Genomic DNA, 24,228 nt, shown 5'->3' on the forward strand with positions numbered 1-24,228 from the left:
CCCCCGCCCGCGCCCCGCGCTACTTTCGCCGCGCTGCCATCAGCACGTCCGAATGCGCATCAACCTGCTCCCTTTCCTGCTCGTCCCGGTGGCGGCCTGTGCGCAGGAGCTGAAGAGCATCCAGAAGGAGCCGATCCCGTTGGTGAGCGTGCAGGTGGGCTACGCGCACCAATGGCCAGGCGGCGATCTGGCACTGCGCTTCCGCGATAACAGCAACCTGGGGGTCGGCATCTGGCGCAAAGGCGAGAAGCAATGGCTCCTCGGCGTGGAGGCCGGTTTCCTCTTCGGCAACAAGGTGATTGAGCCTGGCATGCTGCGCAACCTGATCAACAGCGCCGGGCAGGTGGTGGATCAGGATGGCATCATGGCCGATGTGTTCCTGCTGCAACGCGGATGGGCGCTTTTCGGCGTTGCAGGGAGACTGATCCCCGTGATCGGCCCCAACCCTAACAGCGGGCTGGTGCTGAAGATGGGCGGGGGCTATATGCGCCACAAGGTGCGCGTGCAGACGCAGAAGAACGTGGTGCCGCAGCTCGAAGGCGAATACCTCGAAGGCTACGACCGCCTGACAGCAGGCCCAGCGGTGCTCAGCTACGCGGGCTACCAGCACTATGGCAAGCGCCGATTCGTGAACTACCACATTGGCCTGGAGGTCATGGCTGGGTTCACGCAGCCGTTGCGGGCATTCAATTTCGATACGGAGCGGTACAACAGCGGCGATCGCTTCGACCTGCTCACCGGGATCCGCGCCGGGCTGAGCCTGCCGATCCACCGCAAGCCCGACGAGAAGTTCCGGTACTGAATGGCCACGCTCCTCCGCCTCGGCGCCGTGCTCTACCATCTCGCGATCCGCGCGGCGGCGCCCTTCTCGCCGAAGGCGAAGGCTTGGGTCACTGGCCGCAAGGGCCTCTGGGACCGCCTTTCTGAGAAGCGCGATGCCCTGCAGGGCTGCATCTGGATGCACTGCGCCAGCGTGGGCGAATTCGAGCAGGGCCTGCCGGTGCTGGAGGCCTTGAGGCGCGAACGGCCCGGCGCACCTGTGCTGATCACCTTTTTCAGCCCGAGCGGCTATGAGGCCCGGAAGGATCTGCCATGGGCCACGCTTGTGGAATACCTCCCGGCGGATGGCCGCCAGAATGCGGAACGGTTCATCGCATCGGTGAAGCCGAGCGTGGTGCTCTGGGTGAAGTACGAGTTCTGGCCAAGCTGGCTCAAGGGCTTGCAGGCAAGATCGATCCCCGCTTTTTTGATCTCCGGGATCTTCCGGCCTGAGCAGGCCTTCTTCCGTTGGTACGGCGGAGCGCAGCGCAGCATGCTGCGCTGCTTCACCCGCCTATTCGTACAGGATGATCGCTCGCGGGCCTTGCTCGACCGCATTGGGATCGGCAACGTCACCGTCAGCGGTGATACGCGCTTCGATCGGGTGGATGCGATCGCGCGCGAGGGCGCCCGGCTGCCCATTGGGCAAGCCTACCACCGCGCCATGGATGCGCCGGTGCTGATCGCCGGCAGCACCTGGCCGGCCGATGAGGCAATGATCGCCGATGCGCTGCGCGCCATGCCCAAGGCACCGCGGCTGCTGATCGTGCCGCATGAGCCCTCGCCTTCGGCCTTGGACAGCATTGAGCAGCGCATGCAGCCACCCGTGGTGCGATGGAGCGAGCTGGATTCGCTGCTCCATGGTGCTTCGGCGGATCTTCCGCTCACCGCGCCACCGGATGAGGACCCGCTCTTCGCGCGCACGCTGCTGGTCGATCGCATGGGGATCCTGGCACGTCTGTACCAGCATGCCGACATCGCTTATGTGGGCGGCGGCTTCGGCGATGGCATCCACAGCATCCTCGAGGCTGCGGCTTGGGGGAGGCCGGTGATCTTCGGGCCCAGGCACCGCAAATTCACCGAGGCGCGCGGATTGATCGATGCGGGCGGCGGCTTCGAGGTGCGCGACGCGGGTGGATTGCGCGAGCTGCTGGAAGGCCTGCTGCGCGATCGCAACGCCCGCGAGGCCGCATCGCTCGCGGCGCTCGGTTACGTTCGCGAGCGCGTGGGCGCGACAGCGCGCATCCTGGCGGGCATCAATGCGCAGCCGCGCTGATCACTTCCTCACATCCTTGGTGAGGTCGATGCGCACGGGCAGGTAGCGCGCGACACCCATGGCGTCGGCGCCGAAGGCCACGTACTGGTCCTTGCCGGTGCGCACCAGGTCCCAGCCGCCGATGAAGTCCCGGGCGACATCGCCTTTGAGGATGGCCTTGGTGCGGAAGCCCCCCTTGTCGTCGAAGTAGGCATAGACGGAATTGGGCTTGCCGGGATCCTTCGGGCTGATGCGCTCCTTGAGCTTGCGCTGCTCCGCCAATTCATCGCTGTCGATGAGGAAGAGGTAGAGCTGCTTGTCGAACACTGTGGCCAGGAGCCTGCCGGTGACCGCGCTGCCGGTGATGGCCCAGCGCCGGTACAGCGTGCTCCATTGCTGGTTCCACTCCTTGTCGAGGCTGCGGGCCAGCACCGGGCCGTGATAATATGTGCGGCGCGCGCGGCGCGTCTCGCCGTCGATGCGCGATACCGTGAAGCCCACTTCATTCACGATGTACCAGCCGCCATCGCCGCGCTCGAGCAGGTCAACCACGTCGGTGACCCAATCGAGGCGCTTCTCCGACTTCTTCTTCTTCCCTTCCTCATCATCATCGTCCTCCGCCACTTCGCTCGCTTCGTTGCGCTCGGATATCTCCTCGTCGCTGAGCGGCTCGCCGGTGAAGGGCAGCCAGCGCGCGGGCAGGTTACCGGTGCTATCAGGCTCCATCGTGGCGATGAAATTGCCCTCGAGCTTGCCGCTGCCTTCACCGCTGGTGGCATAGATGCCCGCCCACACGATGCCCTGTCCGAAGTCGCGAAGGATGCCACCGGTAGGCACCGCTCCTTCAGGAAGGGAGAGCGGCATGGGCGCGATGTCGTCCTTGTTGAACTGATAGAGCGTGGTCTCGTAGGTGAAGCTGCCGCCAGCGTACGGCCTTCCCTTGGCCCGGCTGCGCAGGAGCAGGTAGCCCGTGCCCTTCGCATCGATCGCAGCATCGACCACCTCGGTGCGCTCGGCCTTGGAATCGATGCGCAGCACATGCTGCCAGATGGCATTCATCTGCCGGTCAACGGCTACGAGCAGGCGGAAGGCGTTGCCATCTGGATCGACCATGTGCGGGCCGTAGATGACCATGTGGCTCGAATCGCGCGCCACCGCCGTGCGGAATCGATCGCGCGTGAGGGTGCCGGGCTTCACGACGGTGGTGCTGAACACCTTGGCCTGCACGGGGAAGGAACAGATGGGGTCGAAGGAGGGAGGCGGCTTGGTGAGGTGCGGGTCGAGGTGCTGGTAGAAGAGCGACACATCCTCGTCGCGGCGGTTGCGCGCGATCATCATCGGCTTGCCATTGTACCACACGAGGTCATCGAGGAAGAGCTGCTCCTGGCCCATGCGCTTCATGGCCGGTTCCATGCTGCGCTCATGGATGAGCTTCTCATAATCGTACACGTCGATGCTGGGGCCCTTCTTGACATGGCTCCGCGCATCGAATTCCGGGCTCTGCATCACCATCACGGCCGTAGGGCTGCTGCGGAAAATGGCGTAGGGGGTCATCACCACGGCCGGCTTCTTCTCCGGTGCCAGGCGCACGCGCACCTTCACCTTGTCTTCGGGCTTGGTCTGGGCGATCGCCGCGGCCGGCAGCATCAGCGCGGCCATGAGCAGGCCGGTCAAGGATCGATTCATCATTGGTCTTTTGCGTGGGGCGTGAAAGTAGGGCGCCGCCTTCGGCGAGCACCGTGCCACGGATCAGCGGAGCTTCGGATTGGATCCGTGGCGCCCGGCATCTCGTTCGGCCTTTGCCTGCATGCGCCGCTCCCAGGCTGCTTGCAGGTCCGTTCCCGTCTGATTGGCCAAACAGAGCACCACGAAGAGCACATCGGCCAGCTCCTCCCCGAGGTCCTTGCCCTGGTCGCTCTCCTTCTCGCTTTGCTCACCGTACCGGCGGGCCATGATGCGGGCCACCTCCCCCACCTCTTCGGCGAGCATGGCCATGTTGGTAAGCGGGCTGAAGTAGCGCACCCCGTGGGCAGCGATCCAAGCATCCACCTCAGCCGCCAGCCATCTTACAGGGGGCTTGCTTCTTAACTCGGAAACCCTAGCTTCGCTTTCCATGACCGGCCGATTTTTCAACAAAGGTGTGTGGCTTGCCGTGAATCCGGCGCTGCGGCTCCTTGCCTTCGGGCTGCTGCTGCTTGGGCCAGCCGGCCGCTCCGCAGCGCAGGACCTTGTTCAGGCCGCGGTTGATGGATTGCAGGATGCCCAGCACGCCCGGACGGCGAGCCTGCTCCTGGAGCAGCAACCTGATGTGCTGATGGCGCGCTTCGACCTCCGCACGCGCAACATGATGCTGCATGTGGCCGAGAATGCCACGATCAACAAGAACCAGATCAATGCGTTGCTCGCGCCATTGGGCGTGCAGATCCGCTGCTACGGCCGCAACGCCGTTCGCGAAACCCCATTCCGCCATGTGAACGCCGATGATTGCGGCGACCCGGCTCCAATTGACCGATGAGGCAGCACAGGCTGCATAGCATTCATGCGCGCCGGATCCGTTTCGGTGCCATGCTTGTTGCGTTCAGCGTGCAAGCGGCCTCGTGGTCCTTCGGGCAATGCACCAACCTCACTGCGTTCGGCACGGTGACCGCCCCAACGAACAGCACACCGCTCACGATCAGCACCTGCACGTTCCAAACGGAATACAACACGGTCAATGGCATCCTGGCAGGCTCCACATACACGGTCACGAGCTCCTGCGGCGGCTACATCACCGTGCGCCGCAATACCTACAATGGGACCGTTGTGGCCAATGGGAATTCACCGGTCACCTTCACCGCACCCGTGAGCGGGACCTATTACCTGCATTTCAACACCAACGCCGCGTGCGGTACGGCTACCAGCTGCTGCACCACGACCATCACCTGCACCTCGTGCGGAGGAGGCGCCAGCGGTTGCCTCAATTCGGTGGCGTTCGGCACCGTTGCCGCTCCAACCAACAACACGCCGGTGACGATCAGCACCTGCACCTACCAAACCGAGTACAACACGATCACCGGGGTGGCGGCTGGCGCCACTTATACCGTCTCGAACTCATGCGGCGGCTATATCACCGTGCGGCAGGGCCTTTTCAACGGGCCGGTAATCTCCCAAGGCAGCTCGGCTCTCACCTTCACGGCCACTGTGGCCGGCACATACTACATCCATTACAATACCAGCGCCGCGTGCGGCACCGCGACCAATTGCTGCACCACGACCATCACCTGCACTTCATGCACGGGGACTCCGCCGCCCGGCTCCTGCACTGCCGTGAACATCCCGAGCCTGCCGGTTACCGGACAGCCGGTGGCCTGCCACGGATCGAACCTGATCACCGCTGCCAACATGACCAGTTTCTGCGGAACGGCCAGCACGCTCTACCTCGGCGGCAATGAAGCGCTGTATACCGTGACGCCAACCACCACGGGCAGCTACGTGATCAACTATACCGGTCAATCCTGGAGCAGCATCTGGGTGTTCAGCGCGAATTGCCCGACCGCTGGCGGTTTGTGCCAAGGTTCGGTGAGCGGCAGCGCCGCCAGCCAATCGCTCACGTTGACCCTCACGGCTGGCGTGCAGTACTGGATCTTGTTCGACACTTGGCCTTCTCCTCCGAGCCCGTGCCCGGGAACCTTCAGCATCACCACCTCGAATGTCCCCCCTCCGACGGTGGCCAGTGATTGCAACCAGGCGGTGAACATTTGCACCAACATCAACTTCCAGATCGACCCCAATGGGTATGGGAACACCTACGAGATACCGCCACTCGGATCGCTCGGGAATCCCGATTACCTCGTTGATGGAGTTCCCAGCCCTTGGGGAAGCGACAATTGGGGCTGCTTGCGCGCGGGCGAGCTCAACAGCACCTGGATGGTGGTGAATGTGCTCACGGGCGGTTCGCTCACGTTCACCTTCGGAGGACTAGGCACGCAATCCGGCTTCTATGATTGGATCATGTACCCTTATGGGATCGGCACATGCACGCAAGTGGCGGCCAATCAGGTGGCACCTGTGCGCTGCAATTGGAATGGTGTGTCCTTCGGCGGCACCGGACTCGCCGCTCCACCGCCCGCCGGTGGCGACCCCTCGAACTTCGAGCCGCCCCTGAACGTGGCATCACAGACGCAATGGCTCATCTGCTTCAGCAACTGGAGCTCAGTGACCACCAACGTTCCCTTGCAGTTCGGCGGGACAGCCGTTGTGAGCTGCTCGACGCTGCCGGTAGAGATGCTGCTCTTCGATGCGCACGCGCAAGCCAACACCGTGGCACTCGAATGGGTAACAGCGAATGAATCGAACTCCTCGCGCTTCATCGTTGAGCGCTCAAGCGACGGCGAAGCTTGGAGCGAGCTATCGACCATGCCCGCAGCGGGCACATCGAACAGTCCGATCCTATACAAGCTGGAGGACCGGGCGCCGATCCTGGGTAATTCGTATTACCGCTTACGCATGCTTGACCTCGATGGCAGCGAGACCCTGTCGCAGGTGAGGTCGGTGCGTTTCAGCCCGAGCGCCCGTGTGTCACCGAATCCAGCTACCGGGCCTTTCGCTGTTACCGGAGTCAGCGCTGACCACCTTGTTCAGCTCTTCGATGCCATGGGGCGCGAAGTGCCCATTTCCTTGGTGCGCGGGGATCCCGATCGGGCCATGGTCGACCCGCTCGGTGCGCCCCCTGGCGTGTACCAGCTCCGAATCGCCGGAGATCACTCAACCGCGGTCCGCGTGGCGATTGAACGCTGAGCGCTATTCCTTCAACCTGCTATCGATGATGATGGTCACCGGCCCGTCATTCATGAGGCCCACTTCCATCATGGCGCCGAACTCACCGCTCTGCACGCGTCGGCCCAGCATTTCAGCCAGGCGCTGTTTGGCACGCAGGTACAGCGACATTGCTTCATCAGGCCGCGCCGCACGGATGTAGCTCGGCCGATTGCCTTTGGCCGTGCTGGCGTGCAGGGTGAACTGGCTCACCACGAGCAACTCGCCGTGCGCCTGGGTGATGTCGAAGTTCATTACGCCATCGGCATCCGGGAAGAGCCGCATCCGGATGACCTTGCCGCACAGCCATTCCAGGTCCGCCTCTGAATCGCCGGCCTCGATCCCGAGCAGCACGAGCAAGCCTGCGGCGATCCGGGCATGCTCGCGCCCATCGATGCGCACGCTCGCGCCGCTCACGCGTTGGATCACGGCGCGCATCTCAATAGCCGTTCTGCTCGAACCATGCCTTCATCCGCGCATGCTTCTCAGCATCGGTGCCCCTGCCGTGGATGGCGTCGCGCCAGGTGCCGTACATGGGGTTTGGCATCAGGATGAAGTACTGCGAGAGGCTGTCGTGCAGATCCTTCAGCTGATCCAATCCGTTGTTCACGCTGCGGTCCTTGAATCGCTCATCGAAATCGCGCAGCTGATCGCCAACGAGCAGCAGCACCTGATGGGTGGCGCGTAACCGCTCCCGGCGCTCGCTCTTGTCACTGGTGCCCTCCATGAGCAGCAGATGCTTCTCATCCGCATCAGGGAAGCCCAGATCGCTCAGGTTCTTCAGCGTACTGGCCTTCTCGCGGATGTCGCGGTTGGTGATGTAGAAGACCTCGCATCCGGCTGACTTCGCGAACTGCAAGAACCTGAGTGCTCCCGGGCTCGCTTTGGCGGCGGCTTTATCCGTCCACTCGCGCCACGCGGATTGATCGAAGGTCCGATCATGCTTGATCGCGCTCACCTGATAAGGACTATTGTCGAGCACGGTCTCGTCGATATCAACGATGACAGCCAAGGGGCGCTTGTCCCATTCCCTGCTGTCCACCATCTGCTTCTCATGATCAATGGCCTCGAGCCTTGCCTCCAATCTGCTCGTCGCGAACTCATAGCCTTGGAGATATAGCCAATGCGCCTCGGCCGAAGCATGCTGCCAGAGGACGGCATCGGTTCCCTGCTGCGCGAGCAAGGCTTCATGATCCACGCCTGACGCAACAGGCTTCTGGCCGGAGCAGGCCATCAGCGCAGATAACGGAACGGCTGCCGACAGCAAGAGCCAAGGGTTCAAGGATGCATTCATGGCAAAAGCGTTGTTCAGTCCTGGCGATAGGCGCTCTCATCATCCACGCCTTCGAGCATGTCAAGGTAGCTACGATAGCGGCTGGGTGCGATGGCCCCTTCTTCAACCGCTTTCCGCACCGCGCAGCCCGGCTCCTCCCTGTGCATGCAATCATTGAAGCGGCAGTCGCCCTTGCGCTTGAACATCTCGGGGAATTGATCTCCGATGTGGTGCTCTTCCAGATCAACCAGGCCGAAGCCCTTGATGCCGGGCGTATCGATAATGAAGGCGGGTTGAGGGACTGTGGCAAGTGGCTCACCGTGACCATCCAAGGAGCTTTGGCCAAGAGCGCCAGCCCAACCTCCACTATGCAGCTCGAACATCTCCGCATACGTGGTGGTATGCACGCCCTTGCCGCTGGCCGCGCTCACCTCGAGGGTGAAGAGGTCGAGACTGGGGTCGATGGCGTTGATCAAGGTGCTCTTGCCCACTCCACTGTGCCCGCTGATGAGCGTGACTTTGCCGGCGAGCAGCCCCTTCACCTCATCGATGCCCGTGCCATCGACGGCCGATGTGATGATGGTGCGGTACCCGACACCTTCATAAACCTCTTGGTACTCGGCGAGTAGGTCGAGCTCCTCCTCACCCTGCAAGTCGTCCACCTTGTTGAACACGATGACAGTGGGCACCTCATAGGTCTCCGCGGTGACGAGGAAGCGATCGATGAAACCGAAGCTCGTGCGCGGCCTGGCCACCGCCACCATGAGCAGCGCTTGGTCGAGGTTTGCGGCAATCACATGCTTGTGATGGCTCAGGTTCACGCTACGGCGCACGAGGTAGTTGCGCCGGTCGTGCAGGTCGATGATGCTGCCCGGATGCTCAGGATCGCGCTGTGGCTCGAAGGTGACGCGATCGCCCACCGCCACGGGATTGGTGCTCTTCCACTCTTTGATGCGCAACTGTCCGCGCGCAACGCACTCATGACGGCTGCCATCATCGGCGCGCACGAGATAGCGGCTGCCGGTGCTTCGAAGGACCAATCCAGAAGGCATCGTGCAAAGAAAGGCTGGGGCACGGGGCGGCGAGGACTTCGCGGTTGGCGCACCTTTGGGCGGCTCCATGTCCACGCGTAATCTGCTGTTCCTCCTGCTCCTCGCTTCACATAGCGCGCAGGGGCAATTACTCGACAGCGTCGGCCATTTCCTGCAAGAACCCGGGCGGATCGTGGCACGGCTCGATGTGCGCGGAGGCTTCATCAGCAACCGGAGCGTGCGCTTCCTAGGGTTTAAAGTCGGAGTTGACCATGCGAAGAGATTCCAATACGGCCTTGGCTACTCCATGCTCTTCCCCTCCGAGGCACGCGATGCGCAGGTGGATGGGCGCACGGAAAGCGGATTGCTGCGCATGGGCTACGTGGCTCCCTATGCGGACTACGCCTTTTTTCGGCGCGGCCATTGGGAAGCCCGCATTCCCGTGCAGCTTGGCTTCGGCGCCGGCTCGCTGAGCTATCGAGATGCCGAGGGGAAGCGCCGCACCATCGCCCGGTCAGGGCTGATCCTGTACGAGCCGGCCATGACCATCCAGTATCGTTTCCTGCGCTACTTCGCCCTTGGTGCGGGCTGGGGCTTCCGGCTGGTGATCCAGACCGGCGATGACCTGGGCGAACGGCTCACCGCACCGGTGTACCTATTCGGCCTGCGCGTCTTCCTTGGCGACATGTGGCGCGATGTGCGTGGCGCGCAGGAATGAGCACCGCTACCTTCGGCGCCATGAGTGACGGGTTCGATGTCCGCAACGAGCAGCGCTCCGCCTCCGACAAGGAGCTGGAGCAAGTGCTGCGACCGCGCCGCTTCGAGGAATTCGCTGGGCAGAGGGCCGTGACCGACAACCTGAAGGTATTCGTGCAAGCGGCCAAGCAGCGCGGCGAAGCGTTGGACCATGTGCTGCTGCATGGTCCGCCTGGCCTGGGCAAGACGACGCTCGCCAACATCATTGCACAAGAGATGGGCGTGGGCATCCGCATCACCAGCGGGCCGGTGCTCGACAAGCCTGCCGACCTCGCCGGGCTGCTCACCAACCTGGAACCGCACGATGTGCTTTTCATCGACGAGATCCACCGGCTCACGCCGGTGATCGAGGAGTACCTGTACAGCGCCATGGAGGATTACCGCATCGACCTGGTGATCGATGCTGGCCCGAACGCGCGCACGGTGCAGATCGCGCTCAACCCGTTCACGCTCGTGGGCGCCACCACGCGGAGCGGCCTGCTCACCGCGCCGCTGCGGGCACGCTTCGGCATCAACAGCCGCCTCGATTACTACGACAGCGCCACCTTGAGGGGGATCGTGAAGCGCAGCGCAGGGCTGCTCCACGTGCCCATCATCCCCGAGGCCGCCGATGAGATCGCGCGCCGCAGCCGGGGCACGCCGCGCATCGCCAACGCGCTGCTGCGCCGCGTACGCGACTTCGCCCAGATCCAAGGCGATGGCACCATCGACCTGGCCATCGCGCAGCACGCGCTTAAAGCGCTGAGTGTTGATGCGCACGGCCTCGATGAGATGGACAACCGCATCCTCGGCGCCATCATCGACAAGTTCAGCGGTGGCCCGGTGGGCTTGAATACCGTGGCCACAGCCGTGGGAGAAGAGGCGGGCACCATCGAGGAGGTATACGAGCCGTTCCTGATCATGGAAGGCTATCTGCAGCGCACGCCGCGCGGTAGGCAGGCCACCGAGCGGGCGTACAAGCACCTGGGCCGGGCGCCCAGCGTGAAGCCGGGGAGCTTATTCGAGTGACCACTCCGGCCGCAGGCGGGCTAATCGGGTTGCTCGCCACCGAAGCATGATCGATGGCAAGCAGCCACTAGGCGCAGCAGCAAGCCCGAAATGCAAACACGGAGCAGCGAGAAGCGCCACGGCGCGAAATCGCCAAGACTTTCTTCCCACCCAGTAGCAGCAGGCCTAAACCGTGAGCGAGTGCCGCTTGAAGCCGGTGACCTTGAGGTCCTTGTCGGCGCTCTTCACGTACTGCTCCACGTTGAGCTTGTTGTCCTTGATGAACTCCTGTGCGAGCAGGGTGCTCTCCTTGAAGAACTTGTTCAGGCGCCCCATGGCGATCTTCTCGGCCATGTCGGCGGGCTTGCCTTCCTGGATCGCGAGCTCTTTGCCGATCTCGATCTCCTTGTCGATCACGCTCTGCGGGGTGCTGTCCTTGTCGAGTGCGATGGGACCCATGGCCGCCACTTGCATGGCCACATCCTTCGCAACGCCTTCGAAGCCGGCTTTGCTCAGGCCCACGAGGCTGCCCACCTTGTTGCCCGGGTGGTTGTAAGCGAATACGAACTCGGCGGAGAGCAGGTGGCAGGCGCTCACCTCGATCTTCTCGCCAATCACCCCGGTCTGCTCCACGAGCTTCTCGGCGATGGTCATGCCATTGCTGTCGTACGCCATCGCCTTCAGCGCATCCACGCTGTCCGCGGCTTTCTCCAGTGCGATGCTGGCGATTCGGTTGGCCATTGCGGCGAAGTCGGCGTTCTTGGCCACGAAATCGGTCTCGCAATTGGTGCACACCAGCACGCCGCGTTTGCCATCGGCACTGGTGAGGCCGATCACCTGACCTTCGGTAGCGTCGCGGTCGGCGCGTTTGGCGGCCACTTTCTGGCCCTTCTTCCGCAGGATGTCGATGGCTGCGTCGAAATCGCCATTGGCCTCAGTGAGGGCCTGCTTGCAATCCATCATGCCCGCGCCGGTGATCTGGCGCAGCTTGTTCACGTCGGTGGCAGTGATAGCCATGGTGCTCATTGTTGGTTGTTTGTCAGGATGGGGTGTAATCCCGGTAGGGCCTAAACGGCGGCCGTTTGGGTTGGTATCGGCCGGGAATTCCCTGCCCCAGGGTTCAAGAGACGGTTGCGTCGGTCCCGGATTCAGCAGCTGGGGCGGCTTCTTCCGCTGCAGCTGGTTCCGGAGCAGCGGCACCGCTCTCGGCGCCCTCACCGTCCTCCTCTGCGCCCTCGTCCACAGCGGACTTATCGTTCTTGCGCTCCTCGATGCCCTCGTTGATGGCCTGGATCATCACCTCGGTGATGAGCTCGATGCTCTTGGTGGCGTCGTCGTTGGCCGGGATCGGGAAGTCCACCAGCGTTGGGTCGCTGTTGGTGTCCACGATGGCGAAGGTGGGGATGCTCAGCTTGCGGGCCTCGGCCACGGCGATATGCTCCTTCACGATATCGACGATGAACAGCGCGCTGGGCAGGCGGGTGAGGTCCACCACGCTGCCGAGGTTCTTCTCCATCTTCTCGCGCTGGCGCATCACCTGCAGGCGCTCGCGCTTGCTCATGTTCTCGAAGGTGCCATCGGTCTTCATGCGATCGATGGTGGCCATCTTCTTGATCGTGCGCCGGATGGTGGCGAAGTTGGTGAGCATGCCGCCGCTCCACCGCTCCGTCACGAAAGGCATGCCGGTGGGCTTCACCTTGTCAGCCACGATGTCCTTCGCCTGCTTCTTGGTGGCCACGAAGAGCACCTTCTTACCGCTGCGGGCGATGCTCTTCATCGCATTCGCGGCCTCCTCCAGCTTCGCGCTGGTCTTGTTGAGGTCGATGATGTGGATGCCCTTCTTCTCCCCGAAGATGTACGGGGCCATGTTGGGGTTCCACTTCCGGCGCAGGTGGCCGAAATGCGCGCCGGCCTCCAGCAGGCGCTCGAATTCTACACGTGCCATGTCCTTGTCCTGTTGTTTGGTTTCACTTTCCTTTTTCCCGTTGTGCAGGCATTCGGATGGTAGCCGGTCTTACCCGAGTCCTCCCGAATTGGATGCTGAATCCCGTGACCGGGACCAACAAGCGCAGGGACCTTAACGCTTGCTGAACTGGAAGCGCTTGCGCGCTTTCTTGCGTCCGAATTTCTTGCGCTCCACCTCGCGTGGGTCACGCGTCATGAGATCGAGCGCCTTGAGCTTGGGCTTGTGCTCGGCGTCGATCTTCACCAGCGCGCGGGCAATGCCCAGGCGCAGGGCCTCCACCTGGCCGGTGATGCCGCCGCCGTCGATGGTGGCGGTCACATCATACTTGCCAACCGTTTCGGTGAGGGCGAAGGGCTGCTGCACTTTGTATTGCTGCAGCAGGATGGGGAAATACTGCTTGCTGTCGCGGCCATTCACCGTGATGGTGCCCTTGCCTTCGGCGAGGATCACGCGGGCGATGCTGGTCTTGCGGCGACCGAGGCTGTTGATGGTTGCCATCTTACTTGATCGTGTTCAGGTCGAAGGTGCGGGGCTTCTGGGCATCGTGCTTGTGAGCGGCGCCTGCCACCACATGCAGGTTGTTGAAGAGGCGGCGGCCCAAGCGGTTCTTGGGGAGCATGCCGCGCACAGCGTTCTCCACCAAGGCCTCAGGCTTGCGGGCCTTCAGGTTCTTGGCCGTCTCGATGGTCTGTCCACCGGGATAGAGGCTGTAGCGCTGGTATTCCTTGTCAGCCATCTTGGTGCCCGTGAGGCGCACCTTGTCGGCGTTGATCACGATCACCTGATCGCCGCAGTTCACATGCGGGGTGAAGGTGGTCTTGTGCTTGCCCCGGACGAGCATGGCCACCTTGCTGGCCAAGCGTCCAAGTACTTCGTTCTCAGCATCTACCAGCAGCCATTCTTGCTGCACGGTGGCCTCGTTGGCCATGCTGGTGGTGTGGGTCGTGGATGCCACGGGATTGCGGATTGAAAGGGTACTTCCCTGAAAACGGGCTGCGAATATAGCGGCTTGGCGCAAATGCAAGCACAATCAATACCCCCGGGGCTGAACCAGCCGGGTACGAAATGCAACAGCCACCCAGAATAGGGCGGCCGTTGTGTTCAATGGGCCAAGGCCCCTATCAGAGCACCAAGGTGACCCCGGCGTTCAGGTAGGCGATTCCGTAGCCCAATTCCCCGTACACGCCGAATTTCGGCGTGAATAGGTAGCGGCAGCCGGCGAAGACACCGCTTCTGAGGTAACTCGAGGTGGCTGAATACCCGTCATCCCAGGTAGTTGTTACACCATTCACGGTCCTGGTCGACTTGTTACGGTAGGTCCCGATGTTATAACCGGCGAATACCCCTGCGTACAGATCGAGCTTGTCGTTGCCATGCCAGTCATTCCAGTGCCATGTGCCTCGAGCGCCAATCAAAGTATTCGACCAGCGCCGGTCGTAGTTGTAGGTGTACCCAATCGAAGAATAGTTGTACTCATACTTCACCGTTTGATTGGCGATCATGCCTCCAATGGCGAGCACGCCGGGGCCGAGCTGGGTGATTCCGCGATCGTATGAAAGCACAAAGGCCGGTGAGACCCGGTAGTTGCCGACGCCCGTGATGTAGGAGTACCGGCCGCCACCGAGGCCAAGGCCCAGATTGATTCCATTGCTGCCCACATCGAACGATTGTGCGGATGCAACAGCACCGGAGAGCAGGAGCGCGACTGAGGCGCCGATCGAAAAGCTTGAAAAGCGCATGTTCAAGGATTTTGCATTTCGTTGACGAAGATCGCGCCAAAGTTCGAACGCAGCGGGATCAGGTCCCGCCTTGCGCTCTTCATCGAATCAACAATGATCCGTTAGGCAATCACGCCCAGCTCCTTGCCCACCTTCGCGAATGCCGCAAGCGCCCGGTCGATGTGCGCATCGGTGTGCGCCGCGCTCAACTGCACGCGGATCCGTGCGGTATCCTTGGGCACAACCGGGAAGTAGAAGCCGATCACGTAGATTCCCTCTTCGAGCAGCTTGTCGGCCATCACTTGGCTGAGCCTGGCATCGCCGAGCATCACGGGTACGATGGCCGCACCCGAGCCGCGTGTCTTGAAGCCGAGCTTCTCAATGCCGCTGCGGAAACGGTCCACGTTCTTCTCCAAGCGATCGCGCAACTCAGTGCTCGCGCTGAGCAGGTCGATCACCTTGATGGATGCCCCCACGATGGATGGCGCCAGTGAATTGCTGAAGAGGTAGGGCCGTGAACGCTGCCGCAGCATCTCGATGATCTCCTTTCGGCCGGTGGTGTAGCCGCCCATGGCACCGCCGAGGGCCTTGCCCAGCGTACCGGTGATGATGTCCACGCGGCCCATCACGCCGCAATGCTCCACGCTGCCGCGGCCTGTTTTGCCGATGAAGCCTGCGGCATGGCACTCGTCCACCATCACCAGTGCTTCGTATCGGTCCGCGAGGTCGCAAACCCCCTTAAGGTCGGCCACGATGCCATCCATGCTGAAGACGCCGTCGGTGACGATGATGATGTGGCGGGCGCCATCGGCCCGGGCCTGCTTGAGCTGCTGCTCCAGGTCGGCCAAATCGTTGTTGGCGTATCGGTAGCGCTTCGCCTTGCACAGCCGAACGCCGTCGATGATGCTGGCGTGGTTGAGCCCATCGCTGATGATGGCGTCGTCCTCGCCGAGCAGCGGTTCGAACACGCCGCCATTCGCATCGAAGCAGGCCGCGTACAGGATGGTATCCTCGGTGCCGTGGAAGGTGGCCAGCTTGGCTTCCAGTTCCTTGTGGATGTCCTGCGTGCCGCAGATGAATCGCACGCTGCTCATGCCGTAGCCGTGGGCGTCGAGGGTAGCGTGCGCAGCCGCGATCACCTCTGGATGCGAGGAAAGCCCGAGATAGTTGTTGGCGCAGAAGTTCAGCACCGTCCGGCCGTTCACGGTGATCTCAGCGCCTTGCTCGCTGGTGATGATGCGCTCGCGCTTGAAGAGGCCCGCCTGCTCAATGGCCGCCAATTCCTTCTGGAGATGCTCTTGCAGCTTGCCGTACATGCTCGTGTCGTGTTGGCGGCGAAAGTAACCGGGCGCTGAGCGCGGAGCAGGATTGGCACCAGGGCCGCACCTTTGCCACTATGGATATCCGACTCGATGGGCAACATGCCCTGGTGATGGGCGCTTCACAAGGAATCGGAAGGGCAACGGCACGGGTGTTGGCCGGGCTGGGCGCTAGCATCACCGCCGTAGCCCGCGACAAGGCCCGATTGGATGCCCTGCTGCACGAACTTCCTGCAACGCGCTCCCCGCATCGCGCCATCGCCGTGGATGTGAGCGATACGGACACCCTCGCCTCGCTGATCGCATCGCGCGCGGCCGAATCACCGATTGATATCGTCGTGAATAACAGCGGCGGACCCGCTCCTGGACCTGCGCACGAGGCGGACGCCGCTGCCTTCGAGGCCGCCTTCCGCCAGCACCTGATCGCCTACCAGACCGTTGCTCGCGCCTTGGTGCCCGGCATGAAGCAGCGCGGGCACGGCCGCATCATCAACATCATCAGCACCAGCGTGAAGCAGCCGTTGCATAACCTGGGCGTGAGCAACACCATTCGCGCAGCGGTGGCCAATTGGGCCAAGACGTTGGCCAATGAGCTCGGGCCCTTCGGCATCACGGTGAACAACGTCCTGCCCGGTGCCACGGAGACCGACCGCCTCACGGCCATCATCCGAAACAAGGCCTCCAAGCAGGGCATCAGCGAGGAGCACGCTTCCGAGGAAATGCGCGCCGAGATACCGCTCCGTCGTTTCGCTCGGCCCGAAGAGATCGCCTTTGCGGTTGCCTTCCTTGCGGGGCCATCAGGCGCATGCATCAACGGCATCAACCTGCCGGTGGATGGCGGGCGCACAGCTTGCCTCTGACCCCTTGCGCTGAATGGACGAAGGGCGCCCCGCGATGGAGCGCCCTTCGTTCATTGGATCCGGTCCCGATTACTCGATCACCAAGCGCTGCTCGGTGCGCTGGCCGTTCACCGTTACACGAACGGTGTACGCGCCGGGCGCGAGAGCCTCTACGTTCAGCTGTTGCGTGCTGTTCTTGGTGAGCGTGCCGCGCTGCACGAGTGCCTGGCGACCGGCCACGTCGAACAGTTCAATGCTGCCCACGCCCGTCTCTCCAGCGTAGCTCAGGCTAACGCTGTTGATGGCGGGATTCGGGAATACCATCCAATCCTGACCAGCAGCGAGTTCGGGCACGCTGATGTTGATGCCGCCGCCTTCTACCACGCACACGGCAACCACGTATGGGTTGGCTGCTGCGGTGAAGAAGTGATACACGCGGAAGTAATAGGTAGTGCCCACCGTGAGGCCTGTGAGCTCCAGGGTCTCGGTCTCCGCGCTCAACGTGGCATCGATGCAACCCAGCGAGGTGCCGCCGCAACCATCAAAGGCCTCCACCACCGCATCGTACACGGTAGAAGCTGCCCCAGCGCCGGGAGCTCCCGTTGCCCCGATGGTCATGGTGGTTTGCGTGGCGACGAAGGAGAACCAGATATCGTCGTTCGCATTGCCTGTGAAGCCCGTGCAGACCGCGCCGGGCAAGCTCTCCGTTGCGCCATCACCGGAGAAATTCACCGGGCCGCAGAAGGTGCCCACGGTCAGCGCAGCTGCTCCATCGCAGTTGTCATTGGAAGGTGCGGCAGGGGAATACACGCAAGTGGTGAATCCGTAATCGGTCGGAGGACCGCCGTAGGGCCAGTAGTAGATGCGGTAGTAATAGGTGGTGCCGATCACCGTAGTGGCCTGTGCGGTCTCGGTGGTGCCGGCCGGGAAGGTGGCGTCCACGCAGCCCACAGCCGTGAGGTTGCCGCAATCGCCTGTGAAGAGCTGGAGCACGGGATCAACACCCGTGGTATCCGGATCGGTGCCCGTGGAAGCACCGGTGACGCTGATGAAGGTCGAGGTGGAAGTGGCCGTGAAGGTGAACCACACATCGTTGGCGGCGGATGCGGTGAAGCCGCTGCAGGTGGCGGGCGCCAAGGTCTCAGTAGCGCCGTCGAGGTTGCCGTCCACAGGCACGCAATCGCCGTTCACCGTCATGACGATGGCACCAGCGCATTCATCGTTGGCGGGGCCGCCGCCACGCTGGGCAGTCACCCAAGGGAGGGCGCGCCCTTCGACCTTCAGGCCGCGGAGTTCAGGGTTGATCCCATCGGGATGCTTGGTGTTCTGCGCCATGGCGCTTCCGGCGCTCAAGAGGGCAGCTGCCGCGAAAAGGTACAAGTGCTTCATGCGTTGGGTTGTTGGTTCTACCGCGAGCAACTGTTGCCTGCGGCGGGCCTAAGATAGCCGCGCCCCGGAGTATGCTGAGCACGATGCCGCAACCGGTTAACAACAGCCCGGCGTGAGCGCACCGATCACAGGCGGGAAACGCGGAAAGGCAACTGGAAGACCACGGGCACTGGCTTGCCGTTCTGCGTGGCCGGGTTCATCTCCGGCAATGCCCGGATCACTCGCTCGATCTCCGCAGAAACCGCAGGGCTCGGCTTGGGCACGCAGACCACTTGCGCGATGCGGCCCTCCGCATCAATCACGATAGAGACGGTGGTGCGCTCCTCACGGCGCATCGTTTCAGGTACCACGAAATGCCGCTTCAGGTGAAGTTCGATGGTGCGCTCGGTGCATTCGTCCACGCTGCTCCTCCGAGAGTCGAGGCATTTACGGAAGTAGGGCCGCTGCTCTACACCGTTCCATGGCGCCGGGGGCGTTTCAATCGGCTCATCACCATAAGGCACGCGCTCCGATGTTGAATCATCGCCTATTGGACCGGGTTCCGCAGCCGGACCTGTTTCAGGTGCTTCCTTGCTTTCCGGCGCTACGGGCTCCTCACCAGGGATTATCGGACCTGCTGGTTGCTTGCGGGTCCGGGGCTTCGCGGCCTTCTGCTCATCCTTCTTCTGCCTCAACCAAGGCACAGGTGCTGGCTCCGATGTGGGAGGCTCCGGAGCCAATTCGCTCGCTGCTGCCAATGGACTGGCCTCTGCCTTCCACTCGAAGGCGACGAGCACGAAGGCCAATGCGATGCTCAATCCGATACTGAACCGACGGCCGAAGCCAACTGCGGCGGTCCTCCGCGAATGCTGCTGGGTGCGCATAACGAGGGTGTTTCCCTCATCAACACCGGGTGAGCATGGATCATTGCGGATCGGGCGCCACCATGCGGAAGCCCTGGCCGTGTATATTGATGATCTCCGTGGCCGGGTCTTCCTTGAGGTACTTGCGCAGCTTGGCGATGTACACGTCCATGCTGCGGCCGTTGAAATAGCTGTCGTTCCCCCAGACCTTGTTGAGGGCCACGGAACGCTCGAGCACTTGGTTCCGGTGCAAGCACAAGAGGCGTAATAATTCGTTCTCCTTGGTGGTGAGGCGTCGTTCGCCCGCAGGGGTGCGCAGGATCTGTTTGCGGTGATCGAGCTCCGAATGGCTGAACGCATAAACCGCCGGCTCCTCGGGCGCCGGCTCCGCGCCCTTGGTGCGGCGCAGCACCGCGCTGATGCGCAGCAGGAGCTCCTCCATGCCGAAAGGCTTGGTGATGTAATCATCGGCGCCGCTCTGGAAGCCCAGCACGACATCCTGCTTCATGCTTTTCGCGGTGAGGAAGATGATGGGCACCTCCGGATCCTTCGCACGGATCTCCTTGGCCAGCGTGAATCCGTCCTTTAAGGGCATCATCACATCCAGAAGAATCAGGTCGTACTTGCCTTTGCCGAATGCGGCGGCGCCCTGTTTCCCATCGGCTTTCAGGTCGGCCTCGAAGCCGCGGGCCTGCAGGTAGGTGCTGAGCAAACTGCCCAGGTTGGGGTCGTCCTCTACGACGAGCAATCGCGCGTGCGGGGTCATGTTTGGAACGGGATGAAAATATGGAATGTGCTGCCTTTGCCCACGGCGCTCTCCAAGCGGATGCGGCCCCGGTGGCGCTCGACCACGCTCTTCACGTAACTCAGCCCGAGGCCGAAGCCTTTGGCATTGTGAAGGTTGCCGGTAGGCACGCGATAGAGCCTGTCGAAGATCTTGCGCTGCTCGCTGGCCGGCACGCCGATGCCGTTATCGGACACGCTCACAGTGATGCCTTCATCGTTGCTGCTGGTGGCGATGCGAACGCGCGGCTCCTTGTCGCAGTATTTCACGGCATTGTCGATGAGGTTGTAGAGCAGGTTGGTCATGTGGATGCGGTCGGCTTTCACACGATGCAGCTCCGCGGCTAGATCGGTCTCGATCCGCCCATCCCGCCGGCTCACCTGCATGGCGCTGCTGCGAGCCACCTCGGAGATCACGGCGTGCAGGTCCAGGTCAACGAGCTTCATCACCATGCGCCCATCGTCCTCAATGGCGCTCTGCAGTACGTTCTCCACTAATGCGCCCAGACGCTTGTTCTCATCGCGGATCATGGCTGTATAGGACTGGAGCTGCTCTTCGGTGCGCGGGATCGAAGGATCTGCCAGCGCCTCGCAAGCAAGGCCGATGGTGCTGATGGGCGTCTTGAGCTCATGGGTGAGGTTGTTCACCAGGTCCTTCCGGATGTCGTTGAGCCGTTTCTGCCGAAGCACCGTGCGAATGGTGAAGACGAAGGCGGTGATGATCATGGCGGCGAAGAGCCCCGAGACCAGCAGCATGGGCCATGAGCCGCGCAGCAAGGTGCTTCGTGATAGCAACGCATGCACATGGAGATAGTGCTCTGCTCCGGTGAGGTCGTGCCGGAACAGGCGGGTGCGGAATGGCGATTCGCCCAGACCTGCCACGGCGCTATCCGGCATGGCCAGACCATCCACCGGATCGCCCTTGGCGGTGAACACGGCCCAATTCGCATGGCCATCGAGCCCAAGGCCAGCGAGTTCCTGCTGAACCAGGCTGTCGAGGGCAATGGGATCGATCCGCTTACGGATGTCGCGCGCCTGGTCGCTGGCAAGGATACCCCGCACCAGATCCGCGATCATGGCCTCGTAGTGCTCCCGGTCCGACTCTAGCGGAGCAGGCGTGAGCCCCGGCGCATCCAGGTCGGCGAACTCCCCTTCAACAAGCGTGGCCAGGGCGGGGTCCCGGCGAGCGGAGGCGCGGAGCGAGTCGAGCCGCGCGAGCATGCGCCGCCCCCTCCGGTCTCCCTTGAGCTCGCGCATCCGCTCCATGCCTTCGACCCGGTCGCTGACGCGAAGGAGCGCAAGGCGCATCTGCTGTTCGAATTGCTCCTCGCGCAGCCGAACCGTCTCGCGCATCCAGACCGATTGTATCGCGAGCAGCCCTGCCAGCGCCACCACGATGGCGATGAGCATCACGCTGATGCTGCGCTTCTCCACGCGAGCGAAACTAGCGCGGTGCCAGATGCGGCGGCCGCTTAACGGCCTTTAACGTTCGTTGACGCGGCATTCACAAGGGCCGCTAGCGGCGCGGGTACTTTTGGGCCGTCGGGCATCGCCTCGCACGCTCAGCAAGAGCGGAATCAGATTGATCGAGCTGTACAGGAGGTTTGGTTTTGGTTCTCTGAACAGCGCAACAAGGGGTCGGAGGGCTCTCACGCAAGTGGGGGCCTTTCGATTTTCTGGCTGAAGGCTAATCGGCCGAGCGCTTCTCTTCGCGCAGGGCAAGGCGCCACAGATGCAGCAGTGCCCCGATGGCCATGAGCAGGCCGCCGAATTCGCGCGTCTCTTCGATGTATGGCGTCTCGGCCTTCATGGCTCCGGTGAGGCTGGGCATGCCGCTGCCGATCCAGCCAATCACGCCGGGCAACAGCGCAAGGAGCCAGATGATCAGCGGTACCGCGACCGCGATGGTGATCCATTTGAAATGGCCGCCGAACGCTGCAAGCGAGCACAAGGTGGCCACAGCGGTGTAGCTGATCATCCAGGGCAACGGGTCCGGATCATTGAATTGCAGCCCAGCGAAAAGGAAGAAGAGGATCGCGAGCGTGAGGTTGATAGTCTTCATGGGGTTCAGAATTCGACGCGGTAACTGAGGTTGGGGATGAGGCCGAGCTGGTACCGCGTGATGGTCTCGCCCTTTCGGAAGTCAAAGGCCTCATAGGCTTCATTACGCGTGTTGGCCACGTTCTGCACGTCCATCGCCCAGAGCCCGGTTCGTCCGTTGCGGTCGCGCTTCAGGTACACGCGAAGGTCGAAGCGATAGGCATCGCGCAGCTTGGCCGAATAGGGCTCGCCGGGGAAGAATGACCACGCGCCAGGCCTATTCTCCGCCTCGAAGGGCGTGTAGCGCAGCCCGCCCACGCCCATTGCCCGCATTCCCACCCCCCAGGTGCGCACAAGGTCATCCTTCGACCTGCCCCACTCCTTGCCGGCCACGGCATTGGCTGTCCAGCCAGCGTCCCAACGCGCGTTCCGCTCCATGCCTTGCACAACAGTGGTGCTGCGGAACACGCTGCCATTCATCAGCCAATAGAAGCCCTTGTTCATGGCCTGCTTCACGGAGAGCTCAATACCCATGTTGCGCGCTTCGGCCTTGGCCTCCATGGGCAGGTATTGCGGCTCGTCCCAAGCGTTGGTGAGCGGCTCCTCGAGTCCTGATATCCCATTGAATCCGGACCAGGGAACCGGCACGCCGCTGATGCGCTGGCCGTAGATCTCACCACGCACGGATGTGTAATAAGTGGCCCGATGCTCGTATCCAAAGGTGAGGTCCTCGCTGCGCTGGAAACCGAGCGTTCGATTATCCGGAATGCCCAGCGTGGTGGATGCCGCTGAAAGATCCAAGAGATTGATCACAACGTGGTGGGGCAATTGTCCGCGCACGCCTGCACTGAGCAGCACGGCTCCTTTGCCTCGGACGGTCTTGATCAAGTCGATGCGCGGTTCGAGCAAACCGCTGCCATTGAAGGTGAACTGGCTGTATGCAAGGCCGGCCGTGGCCGTGATGCTCCATGGCAAGGAGGCGCGCAATTGGGCGTACGGGCGGAGCAACCAGCCCTGGGCCGTATCGGAGAGCACATTCACCAGCATGCGATCCATCGCGCTGCCGCCTACCGCGTAATGCAAGCGCTTGCCCAATGTCCCCTCCAACGCAGCAACCAGGCTCAGCTTCCGCTCATAGAGGCTCGCGAAATCGCGCCAGGGCGCCAAGGCGGCGGTGTCCCTCTCCGACTCGGTGCGCTCCTGATAAGCTCCGCTCCACAAGGCTGCGGCACGCAGCAAGGAACGCTGTCCCAGAGGCAGGGTCATGGTGGCACCCAAAGCGCCCATGCTGCTGTTGTATTCGATGTCGCGCGAGTCCTTATCGAACTCCCATTGCGCGGTATCCGCCTTCGCTTTGAACACATTGCTGCTGATGCCACCCAATCCGAATACGCGCCATTCGCCCCGCTCACCGATGCGCGAACCGGCATGGAATGAAAGGTCTTGGAAGCTGATCGCCTCATCCCCGATATCGACTCCGATCGCGCTCAATAGACCCAAGGTGCTGTAGCGGTAGTTCACCAAGTGGAAATCCTCGCCGCCCCTGGTGATCGGACCTTCGGTGCTCAAGTCGATCCCGAGCAGACCGGCCTGCGCGGTCCACTCGCGCGCCTGGGCATTGCCCCTGCGCAACCCCAGGTCCATGATGCCTCCGAGGGCGTTGCCGTGGCTCACTGGCATGTTGCCGGTGCGCAGGCTCGATGACCCGAGCATCTGTGCGCTCAGGATGCTCACACCGCCACCGCTCAAGGTTGGCAGATCGCTCGCGGTGCCTGCATTTCCCAGATGATTCGGGCTGACCATCTCAGCGCCTTCAAGGAGCCAGGTGTTCGCCAACGGTCCGTTGCCGCGCACCATCAGGTGGTTGGCCTGGTCGTTCGGCGCGGCCACGCCCGGCGTAGCAGCAGCCAAGCGCGCGGGATCCTGGAACATGGCGGGGTAGCGAAGGCCCTGCTCCACCGTGAACAAGCGCACCCCGGCATGGGCTACCTGCCAGCGGTCAACAATACCGACCTCGATGGGTGGCAATTCCACGCGCGCCGCGCTGAGCGCGATCTCCAGCACCGATTCCTTGCCACTGCGCACCCAAACCTCGTGCACCCACTCCGTTTCGTAGCCTACCATGCTCGCCTTCACGGACCAAAGGCCAACAGGAACTTGGGCAATGAGGTACAGTCCAAGGCTATCGGAGGCCGCACCGAGCAGCGGAACCGTTCGCTCCACCACGACTGCGGCATTGTGCAACGGCGCACCGCTTGCCGCATTGCGCACGGTTCCGCGGACAACACCGAAGGGCTCCTGCGCGACGGCAGGGAATGAAGCGGAGAAGGCCGCGCAGAAGAAGAGGATCCGACGCACGGCGCGATCTTAGGCCATGCGCCACAGGCAGGGCGCCTCGTTGTTGCCTGAAAGCCCAC

General features: G+C 62.7%; 24 protein-coding genes. 7 read left to right on the forward strand and 17 right to left on the reverse strand.

The annotated features are described in order from the left end of the window. Window positions 1-52: 52 nt before the first annotated feature. Together IPM12_01875 and IPM12_01880 are read left to right on the forward strand one after the other, a co-directional pair. Window positions 53-802, forward strand: coding sequence for a hypothetical protein (locus IPM12_01875; protein ID MBK9146549.1), 750 nt, complete (start codon window positions 53-55; stop codon window positions 800-802). Then, window positions 803-2,095: a 3-deoxy-D-manno-octulosonic acid transferase gene (locus IPM12_01880; GenBank protein ID MBK9146550.1), complete on the forward strand. Its 1,293-nt coding sequence runs from the start codon at window positions 803-805 to the stop codon at window positions 2,093-2,095. Here IPM12_01880 and IPM12_01885 read toward each other — a convergent pair whose 3' ends face one another. Beyond that, window positions 2,096-3,760 (reverse strand): hypothetical protein, encoded by a 1,665-nt coding sequence (locus IPM12_01885; GenBank protein ID MBK9146551.1) that lies wholly within the window; start codon window positions 3,758-3,760, stop codon window positions 2,096-2,098. Window positions 3,761-3,823: 63 nt separating this feature from the next. After that, window positions 3,824-4,189: a nucleotide pyrophosphohydrolase gene (locus IPM12_01890; protein MBK9146552.1), complete on the reverse strand. Its 366-nt coding sequence runs from the start codon at window positions 4,187-4,189 to the stop codon at window positions 3,824-3,826. Between IPM12_01890 and IPM12_01895 the strand changes: the two genes are divergently transcribed. Further along, window positions 4,188-4,589, forward strand: a complete 402-nt coding sequence (locus tag IPM12_01895; GenBank protein MBK9146553.1) for a hypothetical protein — start codon at window positions 4,188-4,190, stop codon at window positions 4,587-4,589. The genes IPM12_01890 and IPM12_01895 overlap by 2 nt on opposite strands. Continuing rightward, a complete protein-coding gene (locus IPM12_01900) occupies window positions 4,586-6,850 on the forward strand; it encodes a hypothetical protein (GenBank protein MBK9146554.1) in 2,265 nt (754 codons plus the stop codon). The genes IPM12_01895 and IPM12_01900 overlap by 4 nt, the downstream gene beginning before the upstream one ends. A gap of 3 nt (window positions 6,851-6,853) precedes the next feature. Here the strand turns inward: IPM12_01900 and IPM12_01905 are convergent, their stop codons facing one another. Genes IPM12_01905 through rsgA form a run of 3 tightly spaced genes read right to left on the reverse strand, consistent with a single transcriptional unit; the run spans window position 6,854 to window position 9,193 of the window. Beyond that, on the reverse strand, window positions 6,854-7,306 hold the full coding sequence (locus IPM12_01905) for a D-tyrosyl-tRNA(Tyr) deacylase (protein MBK9146555.1): 453 nt from the start codon (window positions 7,304-7,306) through the stop codon (window positions 6,854-6,856). Window position 7,307: 1 nt separating this feature from the next. Then, window positions 7,308-8,162 (reverse strand): 5'-nucleotidase, lipoprotein e(P4) family, encoded by an 855-nt coding sequence (locus tag IPM12_01910; protein ID MBK9146556.1) that lies wholly within the window; start codon window positions 8,160-8,162, stop codon window positions 7,308-7,310. A 14-nt stretch (window positions 8,163-8,176) separates the two neighbouring features. Continuing rightward, on the reverse strand, window positions 8,177-9,193 hold the full coding sequence (rsgA, locus tag IPM12_01915; GenBank protein MBK9146557.1) for a ribosome small subunit-dependent GTPase A: 1,017 nt from the start codon (window positions 9,191-9,193) through the stop codon (window positions 8,177-8,179). A 67-nt stretch (window positions 9,194-9,260) separates the two neighbouring features. Here rsgA and IPM12_01920 point away from each other — a divergent pair, with 67 nt between their 5' ends. Together IPM12_01920 and ruvB are read left to right on the forward strand one after the other, a co-directional pair. After that, window positions 9,261-9,890, forward strand: coding sequence for a hypothetical protein (locus IPM12_01920; GenBank protein MBK9146558.1), 630 nt, complete (start codon window positions 9,261-9,263; stop codon window positions 9,888-9,890). Window positions 9,891-9,910: 20 nt separating this feature from the next. Then, window positions 9,911-10,936 (forward strand): Holliday junction branch migration DNA helicase RuvB, encoded by a 1,026-nt coding sequence (gene ruvB / locus IPM12_01925; GenBank protein MBK9146559.1) that lies wholly within the window; start codon window positions 9,911-9,913, stop codon window positions 10,934-10,936. Between the two features lie 165 nt (window positions 10,937-11,101). On the opposite strand, the gene IPM12_01930 is transcribed toward ruvB, so the two are convergent. From IPM12_01930 to kbl, 6 genes are all read right to left on the reverse strand, one after another. Beyond that, on the reverse strand, window positions 11,102-11,932 hold the full coding sequence (locus IPM12_01930) for an elongation factor Ts (protein MBK9146560.1): 831 nt from the start codon (window positions 11,930-11,932) through the stop codon (window positions 11,102-11,104). A gap of 103 nt (window positions 11,933-12,035) precedes the next feature. Further along, window positions 12,036-12,860 (reverse strand): 30S ribosomal protein S2, encoded by an 825-nt coding sequence (gene rpsB, locus IPM12_01935; GenBank protein ID MBK9146561.1) that lies wholly within the window; start codon window positions 12,858-12,860, stop codon window positions 12,036-12,038. 132 nt (window positions 12,861-12,992) lie between these two features. After that, on the reverse strand, window positions 12,993-13,379 hold the full coding sequence (rpsI, locus tag IPM12_01940) for a 30S ribosomal protein S9 (GenBank protein MBK9146562.1): 387 nt from the start codon (window positions 13,377-13,379) through the stop codon (window positions 12,993-12,995). 1 nt (window position 13,380) lies between these two features. Beyond that, window positions 13,381-13,809 (reverse strand): 50S ribosomal protein L13, encoded by a 429-nt coding sequence (rplM, locus tag IPM12_01945; protein MBK9146563.1) that lies wholly within the window; start codon window positions 13,807-13,809, stop codon window positions 13,381-13,383. Between the two features lie 193 nt (window positions 13,810-14,002). Then, a complete protein-coding gene (locus IPM12_01950; protein ID MBK9146564.1) occupies window positions 14,003-14,620 on the reverse strand; it encodes a hypothetical protein in 618 nt (205 codons plus the stop codon). 101 nt (window positions 14,621-14,721) lie between these two features. Next, window positions 14,722-15,915: a glycine C-acetyltransferase gene (kbl, locus tag IPM12_01955; protein ID MBK9146565.1), complete on the reverse strand. Its 1,194-nt coding sequence runs from the start codon at window positions 15,913-15,915 to the stop codon at window positions 14,722-14,724. An 80-nt stretch (window positions 15,916-15,995) separates the two neighbouring features. Between kbl and IPM12_01960 the strand changes: the two genes are divergently transcribed. After that, on the forward strand, window positions 15,996-16,778 hold the full coding sequence (locus IPM12_01960; GenBank protein ID MBK9146566.1) for an SDR family oxidoreductase: 783 nt from the start codon (window positions 15,996-15,998) through the stop codon (window positions 16,776-16,778). A gap of 69 nt (window positions 16,779-16,847) precedes the next feature. Here IPM12_01960 and IPM12_01965 read toward each other — a convergent pair whose 3' ends face one another. The 6 genes from IPM12_01965 to IPM12_01990 all read right to left on the reverse strand — a co-directional run bounded on the left by IPM12_01965 (window position 16,848) and on the right by IPM12_01990 (window position 24,169). After that, window positions 16,848-18,146 carry a T9SS type A sorting domain-containing protein gene (locus IPM12_01965; GenBank protein MBK9146567.1) on the reverse strand — a complete coding sequence of 433 codons (1,299 nt, stop codon included), beginning with the start codon at window positions 18,144-18,146 and terminating at the stop codon, window positions 16,848-16,850. Between the two features lie 125 nt (window positions 18,147-18,271). Next, on the reverse strand, window positions 18,272-18,943 hold the full coding sequence (locus IPM12_01970) for a hypothetical protein (protein MBK9146568.1): 672 nt from the start codon (window positions 18,941-18,943) through the stop codon (window positions 18,272-18,274). Window positions 18,944-19,049: 106 nt separating this feature from the next. Beyond that, window positions 19,050-19,754, reverse strand: coding sequence for a response regulator transcription factor (locus tag IPM12_01975; protein ID MBK9146569.1), 705 nt, complete (start codon window positions 19,752-19,754; stop codon window positions 19,050-19,052). Then, on the reverse strand, window positions 19,751-21,205 hold the full coding sequence (locus IPM12_01980; protein ID MBK9146570.1) for a HAMP domain-containing histidine kinase: 1,455 nt from the start codon (window positions 21,203-21,205) through the stop codon (window positions 19,751-19,753). The genes IPM12_01975 and IPM12_01980 overlap by 4 nt, the downstream gene beginning before the upstream one ends. 253 nt (window positions 21,206-21,458) lie before the next feature. Beyond that, window positions 21,459-21,833 (reverse strand): transmembrane 220 family protein, encoded by a 375-nt coding sequence (locus IPM12_01985; GenBank protein ID MBK9146571.1) that lies wholly within the window; start codon window positions 21,831-21,833, stop codon window positions 21,459-21,461. 5 nt (window positions 21,834-21,838) lie between these two features. Then, complete coding sequence (locus IPM12_01990; protein ID MBK9146572.1) at window positions 21,839-24,169, reverse strand: TonB-dependent receptor; 2,331 nt, start codon at window positions 24,167-24,169, stop codon at window positions 21,839-21,841. Between the last annotated feature and the right edge of the window lie 59 nt (window positions 24,170-24,228).

The organism is Flavobacteriales bacterium (genome assembly GCA_016716605.1).
Taxonomy (GTDB): Bacteria; Bacteroidota; Bacteroidia; order Flavobacteriales_F; family PHOS-HE28; genus PHOS-HE28.